13 protein-coding genes and 1 pseudogene are annotated in these 17,746 nt (G+C 28.8%); 13 read left to right on the top strand and 1 reads right to left on the bottom strand.

All coding sequences use genetic code 11. The features are described 5' to 3' along the window. The first annotated feature begins 128 nt into the window (after nucleotides 1-128). The 6 genes and pseudogenes from lysS (at nucleotide 129) to BTO18_RS16860 (ending at nucleotide 7,434) form a co-directional block, all read left to right on the top strand. Nucleotides 129-1,826 (top strand): lysine--tRNA ligase, encoded by a 1,698-nt coding sequence (gene lysS, locus BTO18_RS16885; protein WP_105017354.1) that lies wholly within the window; start codon nucleotides 129-131, stop codon nucleotides 1,824-1,826. A gap of 273 nt (nucleotides 1,827-2,099) precedes the next feature. Beyond that, nucleotides 2,100-2,279: pseudogene (locus BTO18_RS16880) on the top strand (phage tail protein); the annotation flags it as partial. A gap of 195 nt (nucleotides 2,280-2,474) precedes the next feature. Continuing rightward, nucleotides 2,475-3,392, top strand: coding sequence for a glutaminase (locus BTO18_RS16875; protein ID WP_105017353.1), 918 nt, complete (start codon nucleotides 2,475-2,477; stop codon nucleotides 3,390-3,392). A gap of 62 nt (nucleotides 3,393-3,454) precedes the next feature. Next, a complete protein-coding gene (gene pulA, locus BTO18_RS16870) occupies nucleotides 3,455-5,443 on the top strand; it encodes a type I pullulanase (RefSeq protein WP_105017352.1) in 1,989 nt (662 codons plus the stop codon). Between the two features lie 34 nt (nucleotides 5,444-5,477). After that, nucleotides 5,478-6,539 (top strand): bestrophin family protein, encoded by a 1,062-nt coding sequence (locus tag BTO18_RS16865; protein ID WP_105017351.1) that lies wholly within the window; start codon nucleotides 5,478-5,480, stop codon nucleotides 6,537-6,539. Between the two features lie 43 nt (nucleotides 6,540-6,582). Then, nucleotides 6,583-7,434, top strand: coding sequence for a DUF3667 domain-containing protein (locus BTO18_RS16860; RefSeq protein ID WP_105017350.1), 852 nt, complete (start codon nucleotides 6,583-6,585; stop codon nucleotides 7,432-7,434). Nucleotides 7,435-7,439: 5 nt separating this feature from the next. Here BTO18_RS16860 and rsmG read toward each other — a convergent pair whose 3' ends face one another. After that, nucleotides 7,440-8,069, bottom strand: coding sequence for a 16S rRNA (guanine(527)-N(7))-methyltransferase RsmG (gene rsmG / locus BTO18_RS16855; protein WP_105017349.1), 630 nt, complete (start codon nucleotides 8,067-8,069; stop codon nucleotides 7,440-7,442). Nucleotides 8,070-8,190: 121 nt separating this feature from the next. Here rsmG and BTO18_RS16850 point away from each other — a divergent pair, with 121 nt between their 5' ends. The 7 genes from BTO18_RS16850 to BTO18_RS16820 all read left to right on the top strand — a co-directional run bounded on the left by BTO18_RS16850 (nucleotide 8,191) and on the right by BTO18_RS16820 (nucleotide 16,936). Next, nucleotides 8,191-9,282 carry a fatty acid desaturase family protein gene (locus tag BTO18_RS16850; RefSeq protein WP_105017348.1) on the top strand — a complete coding sequence of 364 codons (1,092 nt, stop codon included), beginning with the start codon at nucleotides 8,191-8,193 and terminating at the stop codon, nucleotides 9,280-9,282. A 25-nt stretch (nucleotides 9,283-9,307) separates the two neighbouring features. Then, complete coding sequence (locus BTO18_RS16845) at nucleotides 9,308-10,495, top strand: pyridoxal phosphate-dependent aminotransferase (protein WP_211295619.1); 1,188 nt, start codon at nucleotides 9,308-9,310, stop codon at nucleotides 10,493-10,495. Between the two features lie 220 nt (nucleotides 10,496-10,715). Continuing rightward, on the top strand, nucleotides 10,716-12,248 hold the full coding sequence (locus tag BTO18_RS16840) for a sensor histidine kinase (protein WP_105017346.1): 1,533 nt from the start codon (nucleotides 10,716-10,718) through the stop codon (nucleotides 12,246-12,248). Between the two features lie 98 nt (nucleotides 12,249-12,346). After that, nucleotides 12,347-13,075 (top strand): LytR/AlgR family response regulator transcription factor, encoded by a 729-nt coding sequence (locus tag BTO18_RS16835; RefSeq protein WP_170063309.1) that lies wholly within the window; start codon nucleotides 12,347-12,349, stop codon nucleotides 13,073-13,075. 9 nt (nucleotides 13,076-13,084) lie between these two features. Further along, a complete protein-coding gene (locus BTO18_RS16830) occupies nucleotides 13,085-13,996 on the top strand; it encodes a hypothetical protein (protein ID WP_105017344.1) in 912 nt (303 codons plus the stop codon). Between the two features lie 72 nt (nucleotides 13,997-14,068). Continuing rightward, a complete protein-coding gene (locus tag BTO18_RS16825) occupies nucleotides 14,069-15,460 on the top strand; it encodes a LuxR C-terminal-related transcriptional regulator (RefSeq protein WP_105017343.1) in 1,392 nt (463 codons plus the stop codon). 93 nt (nucleotides 15,461-15,553) lie between these two features. Further along, nucleotides 15,554-16,936 (top strand): 7TM diverse intracellular signaling domain-containing protein, encoded by a 1,383-nt coding sequence (locus BTO18_RS16820; RefSeq protein ID WP_105017342.1) that lies wholly within the window; start codon nucleotides 15,554-15,556, stop codon nucleotides 16,934-16,936. The last annotated feature ends 810 nt before the right edge of the window (nucleotides 16,937-17,746 follow it).

The raw sequence follows: 17,746 nt of genomic DNA, 5'->3' as shown, positions 1-17,746 counted from the left end.
GTGCAAATATACATTCTTTTTGAAAATCTTGAAATAATTATCGCTTTTTTTACATTTATCTGAATTGTCTATTAGAGCATTACTTGTATCTTTACGAACTTTAATAAACACAAGAAATTAGACAGAAAATGCAATTATCAGAACAAGAAGTTGTACGTAGAGAAAAGTTAGCAAAATTAAGAGATTTGGGTATCAATCCTTATCCTGCAGATTTATTTCCTTTAAATTCTAATTCAAAGGAAATTAAAGAAAATTTTGCTGAAGATAAACAGGTTACAATTGCTGGTCGTTTAATGTCTAGAAGAATTCAAGGAAAAGCTTCTTTTGCTGAATTGCAAGATGGAGAAGGTAGAATTCAAGTATATTTTAATAGAGACGAAATTTGTACTGGAGAAGACAAAACCTTGTACAATGATGTATACAAAAAATTACTCGATATTGGTGATTTTATTGGGATTGAAGGTACTTTATTTACTACAAAAGTAGGCGAAAAAACAGTAATGGTAAAAGATTTTAAATTGCTTTCTAAAGCCTTAAAACCTTTACCATTACCAAAAGTTGATGCAGAAGGAAATACATATGACGCTTTTAACGATCCAGAAATGCGTTACAGACAACGTTATGCAGATTTGGTGGTAAATCCGCATGTAAAAGAAGTGTTTATAAAACGTACAAAATTGTTTAATGCCATGCGTTCTTTTTTTAATAATGCTGGGTATTTTGAAGTAGAAACTCCAGTATTACAACCAATTCCTGGAGGTGCAGCTGCAAGACCTTTTATTACACATCACAATTCTTTGGATATTCCTTTGTATATGAGAATTGCCAATGAATTGTATCTAAAAAGATTAATTGTTGGTGGTTTTGATGGTGTGTATGAATTCTCTAAAAACTTCAGAAATGAAGGAATGGATAGAACTCATAATCCTGAATTTACAGCCATGGAAATCTATGTTTCTTACAAAGATTACAACTGGATGATGGATTTTTGCGAGCAATTGTTAGAGCATTGTGCAATTGCTGTAAATGGAACTTCTGAAGCTACTTTTGGCGAGCATCACATCAATTTTAAAGCACCTTATAAGAGAATTACAATGCGTGATTCTATTTTAGAGTTCACAGGTTTTGATATTTATGATAAAACTGAAGATGAAATAAGAGCTGCTGCAAAAGAAATGCATATTGAGGTAGATGAAACTATGGGTAAAGGAAAATTAATTGATGAAATTTTCGGAGAAAAATGTGAAGGCAATTACATTCAGCCAACTTTTATTACAGATTATCCAAAGGAAATGTCTCCACTTTGTAAAGAACACAGAACAAACCCAGAACTTACAGAACGTTTTGAGTTGATGGTTTGTGGTAAAGAAATTGCAAATGCATATTCTGAATTGAATGACCCCATTGACCAACGTGAACGTTTTGAGCATCAATTAAAATTAGCTGCAAAAGGAGATGATGAAGCCACAGAATTTATAGATCAAGATTTCTTGAGAGCTTTAGAATATGGAATGCCTCCAACTTCTGGAATGGGAATTGGTATGGACAGGTTAATTATGTTTTTAACCAATAACCAATCTATTCAAGAAGTATTGTTTTTTCCGCAAATGAGACCAGAGAAAAAAGCTCCAACTGTAGAATTGAATGACGATGAAAAAGCAGTTTTAGAACTATTAACAAAAGTAGAGAAAATTGAATTGACAACTCTAAAAACGCAATCTGGTTTATCTAACAAAAAATGGGATAAAACCATTAAGGGTTTAACCAAAAAAGAAGTTGCCAAAGTTTCTAAAACTGATGATGGTTTGTTTGTAGAAGCTCTATAAATATTTAAAACATAAAAAAATCTTACTTACCTTTGGGAAGTAAAGCAATCTTTTTTAAAGGTTGATTATTAATTTAAATATAACTAAATGAAAAATTTAAAATCAATTACCATCAAACTACTATTTACATTTTTTATCATAACAGGAGGTCTTTTTTTAATTTCTTCTCATTCGTCAGAAAAAGTTGAAAAAGAAACACTTTCTCAATTAAATTCTGAAATTGCTAAATTGAAAAAAGAAATACAAAATGTAAAATCAATTAAAAAAAATGAAATATTTTCAAATGATCCATTTTTAGGAGAAGTAATACTTTTTGCAGGAAATTACGCTCCAAGAGGTTGGGCTTTTTGTAAGGGTCAATTACTACCAATTTCTAAAAATAATGCTCTATTTGCCATATTAGGTAATACTTATGGAGGTGATGGAAGAACTACATTTGCACTTCCAAACTTAAGTAAAAACAAACCTAATGGAGTTAATTATATTATAGCCTTACAAGGTACATACCCTTCAAGAAGCTAAAACAAATGCTTATAAATTGAAAAAATGAGCATTACTTTCTCAATAATTATAAAAAGGAATTACAGAATGTGATTCCTTTTTTATTTCATTATTTTCCAATAATTTTAATAAAACTAAAATATATCGATGAAAAGCTATCATGAAATAATAGAAACTACTTATAAAGAGGTAAAAAAAACAAAAGATAAAGGTAAAATTGCTACATACATTCCTGAACTTGGCAACGTTTCTTCTGATAATTTTGGAGCTAGTATTTCTACAATAGATGACAAAACTTTTGGTGTTGGTAATTGTGATGAAAAATTTTCTATTCAGAGTATTTCTAAAATTTTGACGCTAACACTAGCCTACAAACTTGAAGGTGAAAAACTTTGGGAAAGAGTAGATGTTGAACCTTCTGGAAATCCATTCAATTCTTTACAACAGTTAGATGCTGATAAGGGGAAACCAAGAAATCCCTTTATAAATGCTGGTGCAATCGTTATTTGTGATGTATTAGTAAGCCGTTTAGAAAATCCAAAAGAAGATTTTTTAAAATTTTGCAGAGAAGTTGCAGACAATGATACTATAAATTATTGTGAGAAAGTAGCTCAATCAGAAAAAGAAACTGGTTTTAGAAATTTTGCATTGTGTAATTTTATCAAGTCTTTTGATAATATAAAAAATGATGTTGATAAAGTGTTAGATTTTTATTTTTACACATGTTCACTAGAAATGAGTTGTAAAGAACTTTCAGAAACCTTTTTATACCTAACAGAAGATAATTTTTCAACTTGTAAAGGCAACAGAGTTTTATCAAAATCGGAAGCAAAAAGAGTAAATGCAATTATGCTAACCTGTGGTTTTTATGACGAGTCTGGAGAGTTTGCTTTTAGAGTTGGTTTACCTGGAAAAAGCGGTGTTGGTGGTGGAATTATTGCAATTCATCCAAATGAATATTGCATTGCAGTTTGGAGTCCAAAATTAAACCCGAAAGGAAACTCTTACAAAGGAATGTTATTTTTAGAAAAATTTACTTCTGCAACAACTTCTTCTATTTTTTAAAACTTATTTGGTAGGTTATTAAAAATTGATGAACTTTCTGCTTTCAATCAAAACCAAATGACATGAAAGTTCATAAAGTTTTACCTTTTTTATTTTTACTGATGCTGATGATTTCTTGCTCTAAAAGACAAACTGTTTTTTCATCTTTTGATGATTATCCAACTACTGATAAAAATTTATGGTTAACATATTCTAAAGATGCTACAACTTTTAAAATTTGGTCTCCTAAAGCCACAGCTGTAAAACTAAATTTATACAAAACAGGCAATAATTCTACTGTTTTTGAAACACATGTTTTACAAGATGATACTAATGGTGTTTGGTCGAAAACTATCAACAAAGATTTAAACGGAATTTACTACACATATCAAACTTACATTAATGAGAATTGGAATGCAGAAACTCCAGGAATTTATGCAAAAGCAGTTGGCGTAAATGGAAACAGAGCTATGGTTTTAGATTTTGAAACTACCAACCCTACTGGATGGAAAGAAGATAAACATGTGAAACTAAAATCACCAAATGATGCTATTATTTATGAATTGCATATTAGAGATATTACCATTCAACAACAAGCAAATTCTAGTTTTGCTGGCAAATATTTAGGTTTAGTTGAAAAAGGAACAAAAAGTAGCTTAAATGTAGCAACTGCAATAGATCACATTAAAGAACTAGGAATCACTCACGTTCATTTATTACCCACTTTTGACCATTATTCCATTGATGAAACCAATTTAGACAAACCACAATTCAATTGGGGTTATGACCCAAAAAACTATAATGTTCCAGAAGGTTCATTTTCCACAAATCCTTTTGATGCAGAAGTACGAATTAAAGAATTTAAAACGATGGTAAAAGCGTTTCACGATGCTAATATTGGTGTAATTTTAGATGTAGTTTACAATCATACAGGAAGAACTGAAACCTCGAACTTCAATTTAGAGAATCCTGAATATTATTATAGATTTAAAGAAAATGGTACTTATTCTGATGCTGCTGCTTGTGGTAATGAAACAGCTTCAGAGCGTAAAATGATGCGAAAATTTATGATTGAATCTGTTAAATATTGGTTAGAAGAATATCATTTAGATGGTTTTCGATTTGATTTGATGGGCATTCATGATGTTGAAACTATGAATTTATTGGCTTATGAAGTCAAACAAATCAACCCAAATGCACTTATTTACGGAGAAGGTTGGACTGCAGGAGATTCGCCACTTCCTGAACCAAAAAGAGCTTTAAAAAAACACACCAAACAGATGCTAAAAATTGCAGCTTTTTCTGATGATATTAGAGATGCAATCAAAGGTTCTGTTTTTGAGGATAAAAGTACAGGTTTTGTAAGTGGTGCAAAAGATACGTCAGCATCTATCAAATTCGGAATAGTAGGTTCAATACAACATCCACAAATAAATTACAAAAACGTAAATTATTCTAATGAACCATGGGCGAACGAACCTTGGCAAGCCATAAATTATGTTTCTTGTCACGATAATCACACATTGTTTGACAAACTTAAAATTTCGCAACCAAAAGCATCAGCAAAGAAACTAAAAGCGATGCATAAGTTGGCAACAGCTATTGTTTTAACATCACAAGGAACACCTTTTTTGCATGCAGGTTCAGAAATGATGCGTACCAAATTTGGCGAACATAATTCATATAAATCTCCTGATTCTATTAATCAAATTGATTGGAGTTTAAAAGTAAAAAATGCTGATGTAGTTACATATTACCAAAATCTCATTAAGTTAAGAAAACAACATCCTGCATTTAGAATGCCCACTGCAAAAATGGTTCAAGAAAATTTGGAGTTCTTAAAATCAGAAAATAGATTAGTAGCTTATCAGCTTAAAAATAATACCAATAATGATTCGTGGAAAAATATTTTTGTTATTTACAATTCGAATACAAAACCTATAAATTACAAATTAAATACAACTTGGAATATCGCAGTTTTACATGATGATTTTTCTTTTGATGAAGAAAAATCAATCTCAAATCAAATAAAGATTCCTGCTGTTTCTATGGCTATTTTATATCAAAAATAAATTGTAATATTAAACAGTTAAATCAACAAGATCTATGTACACCCGAAAAGTCTTTAAGGTAAAGGATATGATAAAATGGACACGTTTTGAGACCATTTTGTTTTTTATCATTATAACCATAACAGTTGCTATTTATTTTCTCTTTGATTTGCATTGGTTTAAAATTCCATGGACACCTATTGCTTTAATTGGTACAGCAGTTGCATTTGTTATTGGTTTTCAGAATAATTCTGCTTATGGGCGAATTTGGGAGGCTAGAAAAATTTGGGGTGGTATCGTAAATACATCTAGAACTTTTGGAATGTTTGTACAAGATATGGTTACCAATGAACATGCTTTCGAAAAACAAACTGAAAAGAAGTTGAATAAAGAGATACAAATCCTAACTTACAGACATATTGCTTGGATGACAGCTTTACGTCATTCTATGAGAACCAATAAACCTTGGGAAACCATAATGAATGAAAAAGCGAACCAAGATTGGAGTAAAATGATTAAACCTCCAGAATGGAAAACTACTTTAGAAAAAGATTTAGAACCGTATTTATCAAAATCTGATATGGAATATGTATTGAGTAAAAACAACAAGCAAACTGCATTGCTATACTTACAATCTCATCACTTAAGAAACTTGAAAGAAAAAGGATTAATATGGGAATTTTCATTTTTAAATTTAGAAACTGTTGTTCAAGAATTATTTACACTTCAAGGAAAATCAGAACGAATTAAAAACTTTCCTTATCCTAGACACTTTGCAACCTTAAATCACTATTTTATGTGGGTTTTTGTGTTGGTTTTACCATTAGCAATAGTTCCTCAATTTGCAGAAATTGGTCAAGAAATCAATAAATTTAATAGCTTTATTGGTAGTTTTTTTGTTTGGCTAGCTGTTCCTTTTTACGTAACAGTGGCTTGGATTTTTCATACTATGGAAAAAATTGGTAGAACAGGAGAAAATCCGTTTGAAGGTTCTGCAAATGATGTTCCTATATCTACTATTGCAAGAGGTATTGAAATTGATTTACGCCAAAATTTAGGAGAAACTGCAGATGAAATTCCAGCTCAATTCCCTGTAGTTTATGATACACAGATGTAAATTCTACATATAACTTACTATTTGGTTTCTTATCTTTGGCATCATGAATTGTAAAAACTGCAACCAACCTTTAAGTAAAGAAGCCCATTTTTGTAATAATTGTGGTGCAAAAGTAGTTTTGAATAGAATCGATTTTAAAAATTTACTTTTAGATTTCTTTATTGTAAATTTTGGAGTAGACAGTCGTTTTTTCTTAACTATAAGAAAAATGGCAACACACCCAGAAGATGTTCTTAATGAATATTTAGAAGGAGTTAGAAGACGTTATGTAAATCCGTTTGCTTTTTTGGCTGTTGGTGCTGCCTTGTCTCTTATTATCTTTAATTATTTTGCTGATGATTTTATTGCGATTCAAAGTAATGTAAATTCAGAAAATATTGAACATTTAAAAAAAGCTGCTGAAAAAGATGTTGAGAAAACTGAAGGTTTATCTGAAAAAGAAGTAAAAAAATTGAAAATTGAAAAAAAGACTGCTCAATTTCAATTAGATTTAATGGAAAGCATGTGGGATTTTATGCTACGTTATTTTAACTTATTAACCTTTGTATTTTTATTAATCTACGCAGTTTTAAGTAAATGGACTTTTTGGAAACCTCATAATTTTGGAGAACATATTGTAATGAATGGTTATATCTATGGTTTTACAACCTACATAACATTAATAGCTTTTTTCTTTGCGATAGTTATTCACCCAACAATATATATTGCAACTTTTTTTATATCAATAGTTTACTACATGTATGCTTTTGGTAGATTTTACAAACTCTCTATTGGTAGAAATATTATAAAGTTGTTTAGATTTTTTATTGGTCTAATTATTTTATTTATTTTGTTTGTAATTATTACTGTTGTATTAGGTATTATTGCTGGTGCTACAGGTTTAATTAAGTTTTAAAAAATTTATCCCTTAAATTTCATAGGCAAATGCACCACTTTTTTAGTTTCAAAAAAAGGCTCGTCAAAATAGTTAGGTAAATCATAAATTGTTGCTGAAGTATATTTTTTAAGTTCTTCTGATAAATCTCCACCTTTTAAATACAAAATTCCATTTTTTAAATCGTGATTTTGCTTTTTAGCGATTTTACCTTTGTTCCACCTAACAAAAGTCTCCATTTGTGCTACTGCCCTACTCACAATAAAATCGTAAGTATCTTTAACGTCTTCTACTCTACAATGTGAAGTTTTTACATTCTCTAACCCTAAACCCTTAATAACTTCATTTACTACTTTTATCTTTTTGCCAATAGAATCTACCAAATGAAACTGGGTTTCTGGAAATAAAATTGCTAATGGAATTCCAGGGAAACCACCACCTGTACCAACATCCATCACTTTTGCATTCGGTTTAAATTGAATCACTTTTGCAATCCCTAAAGAATGTAAAACATGTCGTAAATACAACTCATCTATATCTTTTCTTGAAACTACGTTTATTTTTAAATTCCAATCTTGATACAAATCCTGTAATTTATTTAGCTGTTCAGTTTGTTCTTTTGATAAATTTTTAAAATATTTGTGAATAATGTCCATCAATAGTAAAAGTTAGAATTGCAAAAATAGTTATTTGAGGTTTACAATTCTTCACAAAGTTTAGCGTTTATTATTTACATCAATTTTAAATAGCTTATTTTTGTAATCTTTACATCATTATATGAAAACAATAAACTTCTCTAGAGTAGATAAAGCAAAGTTCTTTAGAACTTTAAATAAAAGAGTAAATACTTACTTTAAAGAGAATAATATTAAACGAACTGGTAACTGGAAATTATATAGCAAAGCTATATTAATGTTTTCCCTGTTTTTAATTCCGTTTATTTTGGTACTTACTATTTCTATGCCTCAATGGACCATGGTTTTATTGATGATACTTACTGGTATAGGAATGGCTGGTGTTGGAATGAATGTAATGCATGATGCCAACCACGAATCTTTTTCTAAAAGAAAATGGGTAAATAAATTGATGGGGAGTAGCATTTACATTTTAGCAGGGAATGTATATAACTGGAAAGTACAACACAATGTGCTTCATCATACATTTACCAATGTAAAAGATCATGATGAAGATATTGATGCTGGTAGAATCATCCGTTTTTCTTTGCATTCAAAATGGTTGAAAATTCATAAAATACAGAAATATTATTCTATTTTTTTATATGGTTTGCTAACTATAAATTGGGCAATAACTACAGATATTAAACAAATGCGTAGGTATTTAAAAAGAAAGCTTTCTTATGGAACGTTTCCTAATCCAACAACAGAATGGACAAAATTAGTCATTTCAAAAATTGCCTATTATGCACTTTGGATTGTACTACCCATTGCAGTTTTAGATGTTGCTTGGTGGAAAGTTTTAATTGGTTTTTTTGTGATGCATTATACTGCTGGTATGATTTTAAGTTTAGTTTTTCAGCTGGCACATATTGTACCCAATACAGAAATGCCTATTCCAGATAAAGAAGGAAATTTAGAACATACTTGGGCAGTCCATCAATTATATACCACAAGTAACTTTGCACCAAGCAATTGGCTCGTAAATTTTTATACAGGAGGGTTAAATCATCAAGTTGAACATCATATTTTTCCACATATTTCTCATGTGCATTATGGTAAATTAGCTAAAATTGTAAAAGAAACAGCTAAAGAGTTTAATTTACCTTATAATGAATACAAAACTACTAGAAAAGCAATTATAGAGCATTTTAAACATTTGGGTGTTTTGGGTAAAAAACCTGAATTAGTATAACAAAAACTAAACAACTTACAGTAAAATGTCACATCCATTATCGGACAGAATTAACAGCCTACCAACCTCACAGACTTTGGCAATGGCAGCAAAAGCAAGAGAATTAAGAGCAGAAGGTAAAGATATTATTGGTTTAAGTTTAGGAGAACCAGATTTTAATACGCCAGATTTTATTAAAGATGCTGCAATTGAAGCCATTAATCAAAACTACAATTCTTATACTCCTGTTGATGGGTATTTAGAATTAAAAGAAGCAATTTGCACCAAATTTAAACGTGATAATGATTTAGAATACAAACCCAATCAAATTGTGGTTTCCACTGGAGCAAAGCAATCTATTGCTAATGTAGCTCAAGTTTTATTAAATAAAGGAGATGAAGTTTTATTACCTGCTCCTTATTGGGTAAGTTATTCTGCAATAGCTACATTGAGTGAAGCTACTTATGTAGAAATTCCTTCTTCTATTGAAAGTGATTTTAAAATTACACCAGCACAACTAGAAGCAGCAATTACGCCAAAAACTAAAATGATTTTCTTTAACTCGCCAAACAATCCTAGTGGAACTATTTATAGTGAAGCAGAATATAGAGCATTGGCTGCTGTTTTAGAAAAATATCCGCAGATTTATATTTTATCTGATGAAATCTACGAACATATTAATTATGACTCAAAACCATTTAGTTTTGCTGCCATAAAAAGTATGTATGATAGAACAATTACTGTAAATGGTTTAGCAAAAGCATTTGCGATGACAGGTTGGAGAATTGGTTACATAGGTGCTCCACAATGGATTGCAAAGGCTTGTAACAAAATGCAAGGTCAGGTTACTTCTGGTGCAAATTGTATTGCTCAAAGAGCAGCAATAACAGCAGTTTTAGCACCTGTTTCTAAAATACAATATATGGTAGATGAGTTTAAAACTCGTAGAGATATTGTTATTAATTTATTGAGAGAAATTAATGGATTTAAGGTAAATGTACCTGATGGTGCTTTTTATGTTTTTCCAGACGTTTCTGACTTTTTTGGTAAAACCATAAATGGAGTTACAATAAATAACGCAAGCGATTTTTCTTTATTCTTATTAGAAAAAGCAAATGTTGCTACTGTTACAGGTGATGCTTTTGGAACACCAAATTGTATTAGATTATCTTATGCTGCATCAGAATTACAAATTCGTGAAGCTATTAAAAGAATTAAAGAAGCTTTAAAATAGTACTTAAATATTTTTATTATATTTAAGGGGCTGTCTGAAAAGAGTTAAATTTTGTCATTTAGAGCGAAATGTAATGAAATCGAAAAATCTATTCAATTAAAATTCAGTAGTTTAGATTTCTCCACAAGGTCTAAATGACAGGTTTAAAGACTCTTTAGACAGCTCTTTTTTTGTATCATTTATTTTTCTGATAGCCCTAAATTTTTAAGGTGCATCTTATATGTATAAGTCTATAACATTTTTAGTGCATAATTTTAATACTGCTACTTATATACAACTCCCAGAAAGTGTTGTTACACTAAAAAACAATACAGATTTACCAAGTTTAATTTTAGGTGTCTTCTTTGGTTTAATGATAGTTATGGCTATTTACAATCTGTTAATTTATTTTTCATTAAGAGATAAAGCATATTTATTATATGTAGCCACCACACTTTTTTCTATTCTTACAGCAGTGTCAACTAACAAATTAGGAGATCAATTTTTATGGCCAAATTATAAAGGTTTAGATTCTTGGATTTATATCACTTTTGCAGGAATAAGTATGTTTTTTTCGAGCAGATTTGCGTCAGTTTTTTTAAAACTTAATGAAAATTACAAACGTTTGGATAAATTTATGTGGGTAATTGCTGGCTTAAGCATTTTACTCTCATTTTTAAGTATTTTTTTAACATTAGAGCAAGTAACCCCTTTTGGTAGGTGGCTTGTTCTGCTATCATTTCCATCTTATATTGGGGTAGCAATATATGTTTATTCTAAAGGATTTAAATTTGCTAAATATTATATTATTGCTTGGATACCTTATGTTTTAGGGCTTGTATTAATGACTATGTTAGGGGCAGGTTGGCTACCAATTAATCCTTTTATATACTATTCTATGGAAATTGGTGGAGCATTAGAAATAATGCTATTGTCTTTTGCACTTGCCTACAGAATTAAAGGAATGCGTATAGAAATCGCAGAAAAAGAACTCGAAAAACAACAGTTTAAAACCAAACTTTTAGAAGAACAAAAAATTATACTTGAGCAAAAAGTAGAGGAAAGAACTGCAGAATTGTCTGAAGCAAATGCCACAAAAGATAAGTTTTTCTCCATTATTGCACACGATTTAAGAAGCCCAATGATTGGTTTGCAAGGTGTAGGTAAAAAATTAGATTATTTTATCAAAAAAGACAAGCGAGAAAAATTGCTAGAAATGGGAAGTCAGATTGATAAATCTATAGATCAACTAAATCATCTTTTAAATAATTTATTAAACTGGGCTTCATCACAAACGAATAGAATACCATATAATCCAAAAAATATTGACGTAACTCAACTAGTTATAGAAAATATAGCTTTGTACAAATCTCTAGCAGATGCAAAAAATGTTGAGATTAAAAATAAAATTACTTCTGGAAAGTTGTTTGCAGATAGCAATGCTGTTTCCACAATCTTAAGAAATTTGTTAAGTAATGCTATTAAATTTACCAAAGAAAACAGTTGTATTAAAGTAACTTCTGAAGAAACAACTACTAGTTTTTCTATTTCTGTAAGTGATCAAGGAGATGGAATTCCGTTAAATAAAATAGAGCGTTTCTTTGAAAAAACAAATTTTAAAAGTACTTCTGGCACAAGTGGTGAAAAAGGTTTTGGACTAGGTTTACAATTGTGTAAAGAATTTACAGAAATGAATTTAGGTACCATAACTGTACAAAGTGAACTCGAAAAAGGCACAGTATTTACAATTAATTTTCCGAAGAACAATAAATAGTATTTTGTGGACAAAATTCAGTCGTTTGCGATTTTTATGATTTAAAAAACATTATTTTATCGAACTTTATGCATAATAACAAACAAAAAGAAAGGCAATTGAAAATTTTAATCGTTGAAGATGAGCAAAATTATGCAGACACTCTAGAAATGTTTGTAGATGAATTGGGGTATGAAACAGCAGGCTTAGCTGACAATGGTAAAAAAGCATTAACCCTTTTTGATGAAAAAAACCCTGATTTAGTGTTGATGGATATTCATTTAAAAGGAGATTTGACAGGTATAGATTTGGCAAGAATATTTCAAGGAAAACGCGAAACACCTATTATTTTTATCACTTCTTTTGATGACAAAGTAACCTTTGCTAAAGCAAAACAAACGGGCCCTTTTGCTTATTTAATAAAACCTTTTGATCCAAAAACTTTACAGCGAAGCATAGAATTGGCTTTTCAGCATACTTTTGCTGATGGGGAACAAGTATTTGAAAGTCAAGAAGAAGTAGTTTTAGCTAGCGATTCTTTTTTTGTAAAAGAACGTAGTAAACTTATAAAAATTACTATTGAAGATATTTTATGGATTGAAGTAGAAGATAAATACTGTATGTTACACACCTCTGCTAAAAAATTTGCTCTAAGAACCTCTTTAAAAGAAATGGCTAATAAACTAGATACAAGTATGTTTGTGCAAACACATAGATCATTCATTGTAAATGCTACTGCTATTGAAAACATAGATTTAGGGCTTTTTGTAGTAAGGGTTAATGGAAAGGAAGTTCCTTTGGGAAGAGCTCATAAAGATGAATTTTTAAAAAGATTACAAATGCTTTAAAATATTAGTATGAAAAAACTACAAGAATCAGATTTACAAATTGGTGATATCCTAATCTTTGAAGATTTTGATTTTAATCCCGAAAAAAAAGAGAAATTAGAACAAGATATTCAAGATATTTTAGATGATTCGAACTTGAGTTATTTGGAAAAACTTAACAAAATTTACTCCACTACATTTAATTCACTTTTACACTACTTAATTGCATGGTTTGATCCTGGTAAAGAAGGTAATAACTATAGAAATATTTATCATGCAGGAATTTGGGGAAATGTCAATATAAATAGAGATAAAAAATTGCCCCCAAAATTCGAAAATTGTATTGTACAAGCAGGTGGAAATGGTATTAGTTGTTCTAGTTTAAGAAATAATTTAGAACATCAACAAGTAATGAAAATTTATGTTTGTAGATTAAAAGAAAAGGGTGACGATTTTGAAAATAAAATAACAGCTTCTATAAGAGATTTTTATAAAAATAAAGGGCATTATTCCAATACTACAGCATGGTTGTTAGCGTTAATTTGTTCTTTACGTTACTCAAAAGGAACTTTACACACACTTCTTGAACAAAAATTTGGGTTACTGAAAGCTGATCTTTTAGTCTATGGAATTTTAAACCTAATCAATAGTTACAATAATAATCATCAAAGAAACATGATTGCCTGTAGTACACTTGTAGCCATGATGTATAAAAATGCAGGTTACGAACTACCTGTTGATGTATTTCAAGGACATTTACTACAAAATGAACTACCAAAACCAAATTTTGATTTAAAAAATATTACTTTTGATGAAAATATGGTAACTTCAGATAGTTCTGATAAATGGCCTCAACTAAAAGAGATTATTGTTACTCCAAGACAATTAATGGAATCTGAAGATGTTAAGGTTGTAGGTTATTTTGAACATATCGATTCATAGATATCAGAATGTAAAATCATCATTAAATTGTATTTATTCACTACTAAAACATAAATTTTTTAACGTTCTTTTTTGAGAAACAAGATTCCATATTTATTTTTTTCTTTGATTAGTGTATTACTTTTTATAAGCTGTAATAATACATCACAAAATTTTATAAAAGACATCTCATTCTATCAAGATGAATTTAAGAACCTTACTATTGAAGATGTTTCTCAAAAAAACTTTAAAGATTTAAAAAAGAATTCACTTGGTTCTAATAATGGCAATTACTGGTTTAAATTAAAACTTGAACAAAAAGCATTAAACGAAAAAATTATCATTCAGCTAAAAGAAGCGTATTTAAAAGAATTAATAATTTATAATAGTCAACTAGAAAAAATACAACGTTTTAATGACTATGAAAATGCTACGTTTTACATTAATTTAGAAGCACATAAACCTATTTTTTATTTTAAAGTTAAATTTGATAGAAATCCTTATTTAATTATTAATTCCTTTAGCGAAAAAAATCTCGCAAACGTAAAAAAAAGTGAAGCATTTAAAAGTACTGGCTATTATATTTTTGTAATTTTAGTACTAATTATCAATTTAATTTTAGCCTATTTTTTTAAAAACACTATTTTTTTATGGTATGTATTTTTTGCGGCCTCAATAAACGTTCTTATCGCTTTATACGATAATACGCTTACAGGTTTTATAACAAATACTAAAGCTTTAAATACTTTTATTGGTATTGTTTACTTAATTGTGCCTTTAAGCACAACAATATTTTGCGTAAAACTTTTAAAAGTAAACCTATTTTACCCAAAATTGACTCATTTCTTAAAATTGTTATTTGTTCCTGTTATCATTTTAAATATCTCATTTCATATCACTCATAATTTTGAAATACTTGCTTATCAAGATTTATTTAGCTCCATTTTTTATATAATTACCTTAACACTTGGTTTTCTACTAATTAGAAAAAGTATGTATGCAAAGTATTATGTAATTGGGTATTCCATTTTATTTACAGTAGGCATTTTATATTCTATAATCATAAATTTTGGGCTTACCTACATTCCTGTAAGCATGAATATTTTAAAATTAGGAGTTATCGCAGAAATTACGTTGCTAACATTTGCTGCTATACTTAAAGCAAAAGAAGTATTTAGAGAAAATGAAAAAATAAAACAGGAATTAGTTTTACAATCAAAAAATATCGACTTTTTAAAGCAAAAGAATCAAAATAAAAAGATTTCTGATGAAAAATTAGATTTTATCTCAAAAAAATATCAATTTACTAAAAGAGAAAAAGAAGTTTTTCCAATGATTTTAAAAGGGAATAATAATCAGCAAATTGCAGACGAACTCTTTATTTCTATCAATACTGTAAAATATCATTCGAAAAATATTTACGAAAAATTACATGTAAAATCTAGATTAGAATTAACGGCGCTATTTGTAAAAAAAGACCTGTAAATTCCTATAGTTACTTAAATACTACCCACAAGGATAGGATAAACATCAAGACACTTCTATAATTTTGTTATCCGATTACTGGAAATTTAACTTTTGAGGAAATTACTTTTTTTACTGCTTATTATTTGCTTTGGTTGTTCTTCAATACATAAAAATATTGATTCAGTTTTTTACTTAAAAAACGACAGTAAAAACGTCAATAGCATTAAAAATAAAAAATTTACACTTTTAAAAGATGATAGAATATCTTACAAAAATGGCGTATACTGGTTTAAAGTATTATTAACAGATAAAACAAAAGGTGAAGAAGAATTAATTTTTCAAGTAGAAGAACCTTCAATAGCAACTGTAGCTGTTTACAATAAAAATGAATTATTAACATCAGAAAAAAGTACTCAAGGAAATACAGTAATTATCTTAAAATTAAAAAACCCAAAAGAATCCCTTTATTATGTAAGAGTTCATTTTAAACGCCAAGTTCATTTTCCGTTAAACGTTTACACAACAAGTCAATTTTATAAAACAGAAGAAAAAAAGAATTTAGGTTTTGGCTTATACTATGGTATTGCTATCATGGTCTTTATCTTAAATATTATTTTTTATATTTCTCTAAAGGACAATACTTTTTTATACTACTCCATTTTTATGGGCTGTATCAACATCTCTTTTACTGCTTTTGATGGTGTAGCTTATTTGTACTTTTCACAAGTTTTCTTTGATGATTACATTGCTGTTTTTCATATTTTAATTCAAATTTTTGGAGCTTTGTTTGCTTCCAACTTTTTAGGACTTAAATTTTTCTATCCTAAATTAGATCTTTTTGGCAAGCTATTTATTGTTGTACCTACTACTTTTTATGCCATTTATTATTTTACAAATAACTTCTTATATTTTGCAATTGCAGACTTTTTAGGGCTTTTGGTTTTAGCTTATTATTGGTTTATGGGAATACTAATGTATAAGAAAGAAGAATTTGCTAAATTTTTTGTGATTGGCTATTGCATGGCACTTTTTGCGGCTATCTTTTATTTGACTCCATTAAATTTTGGTCTTACATCTATTACAGCCACTTTTAATCAATTAAAATTTGGTAATATTATAGAAATGTTGGTCTTAACTTATGCTATTACCTATAGAGTTAAAAAATTACAAGAAGAAAACAATAGTTATAGAAATGAATTGCAATTGTATTTAAATGAACTTTATGGTTTAAAGGAGCAATTAAAAAATGCGACTACAACAGAGAAAGAAAATTCGTTAAACGCAAAAATAGAAGAAATAAAAATCTCCTATAACTTAACAGAGCGTGAAGTAGATATTCTTATAAAAATTACAGAAGGTTTTACAAATAAACAAATTGCAGAAAACTTATTTATTTCTGTAAATACTGTAAAATATCATACTAGAAATCTGTACGAAAAATTAGATATAAAAAAACGCACAGAAATCTCATCTAAAATTATTTTCGACAAATAATTTTTTGAATATCTGTAATAAGTAAAAGTCTTAACGTCAACCTGAACTTGTTTCAGGTTCTCATCCAAATTATTGCTTATCAGCATAATGAGATTCTGAAATAAATTCAGAATGACGCAAGTAGATATCATTATTACATAAAAACGGACAAACAGTAATAATTTTCTAAAAAACTTAAAAAAATCGATATAAAATGACACATACTATACCTTTAGGTGGGCAAAACTACCCAAAAGGGTGGGGTAATTTTTTACAATATCTACTACTATTGCAAAGAAATTAATAGCAAATGATTAAAAACATTCATAAAGCTTCTTTGCAAACTTCGTTAGAAGAACATCAGCTAAAAATAAATAACAGCATTCAAAAAATAATACTACTATCTTTTATTTTAAGTGTGGTTTTACTTGTGGTTTGTGCTGTAGCAACACAAAAAATATTTCTCATTATTGCGCTCCCATTAAGTATGTATTGTTGTTATACCTGCTATCAGTTTATTTATTTAAATAAAATTAAAAAACAGATTAAAAATAAAATCAACACGAATTAGTATAGCTATGTTAGAAAATTAACAAATTTCAGCAGTTTACGACACCATTTAGTTGTTTACGCACATTTTAATTTTACTACAAGGAAAAGCACCTAATTTTAAAATGATAAAATAAAAATTAAACAAGAAGAATTCGGCTACCTAATAGAAAACAAAAAAGCAACCCAAAAATTACTAAATGAATACTGGAATAAACTTTGGGAATATTCCAAAAGAACCGTATACAAACCATAATATCACTTTTTAAAACAAATATTTAT

This window comes from Polaribacter porphyrae (assembly GCF_002954685.1).
Classification (GTDB): domain Bacteria; phylum Bacteroidota; class Bacteroidia; order Flavobacteriales; family Flavobacteriaceae; genus Polaribacter; species Polaribacter porphyrae.
Note: the sequence above shows the minus strand (reverse complement) of the source record. Positions and strands in the feature narration are given on the sequence as shown.

Bases quoted from the DNA above. Each gene is read 5' to 3' on its own strand.
- BTO18_RS16850 (WP_105017348.1), top strand. From the start codon at position 8,191: ATGAAAACAATAAACTTCTCTAGAGTAGATAAAGCAAAGTTCTTTAGA.
- BTO18_RS16845 (WP_211295619.1), top strand. From the start codon at position 9,308: ATGTCACATCCATTATCGGACAGAATTAACAGCCTACCAACCTCACAG.
- BTO18_RS16860 (WP_105017350.1), top strand. From the start codon at position 6,583: ATGAATTGTAAAAACTGCAACCAACCTTTAAGTAAAGAAGCCCATTTT.
- BTO18_RS16875 (WP_105017353.1), top strand. From the start codon at position 2,475: ATGAAAAGCTATCATGAAATAATAGAAACTACTTATAAAGAGGTAAAA.
- BTO18_RS16865 (WP_105017351.1), top strand. From the start codon at position 5,478: ATGTACACCCGAAAAGTCTTTAAGGTAAAGGATATGATAAAATGGACA.
- rsmG (WP_105017349.1), bottom strand. From the start codon at position 8,069: ATGGACATTATTCACAAATATTTTAAAAATTTATCAAAAGAACAAACT.
- lysS (WP_105017354.1), top strand. From the start codon at position 129: ATGCAATTATCAGAACAAGAAGTTGTACGTAGAGAAAAGTTAGCAAAA.
- pulA (WP_105017352.1), top strand. From the start codon at position 3,455: ATGAAAGTTCATAAAGTTTTACCTTTTTTATTTTTACTGATGCTGATG.
- BTO18_RS16830 (WP_105017344.1), top strand. From the start codon at position 13,085: ATGAAAAAACTACAAGAATCAGATTTACAAATTGGTGATATCCTAATC.
- BTO18_RS16840 (WP_105017346.1), top strand. From the start codon at position 10,716: ATGTATAAGTCTATAACATTTTTAGTGCATAATTTTAATACTGCTACT.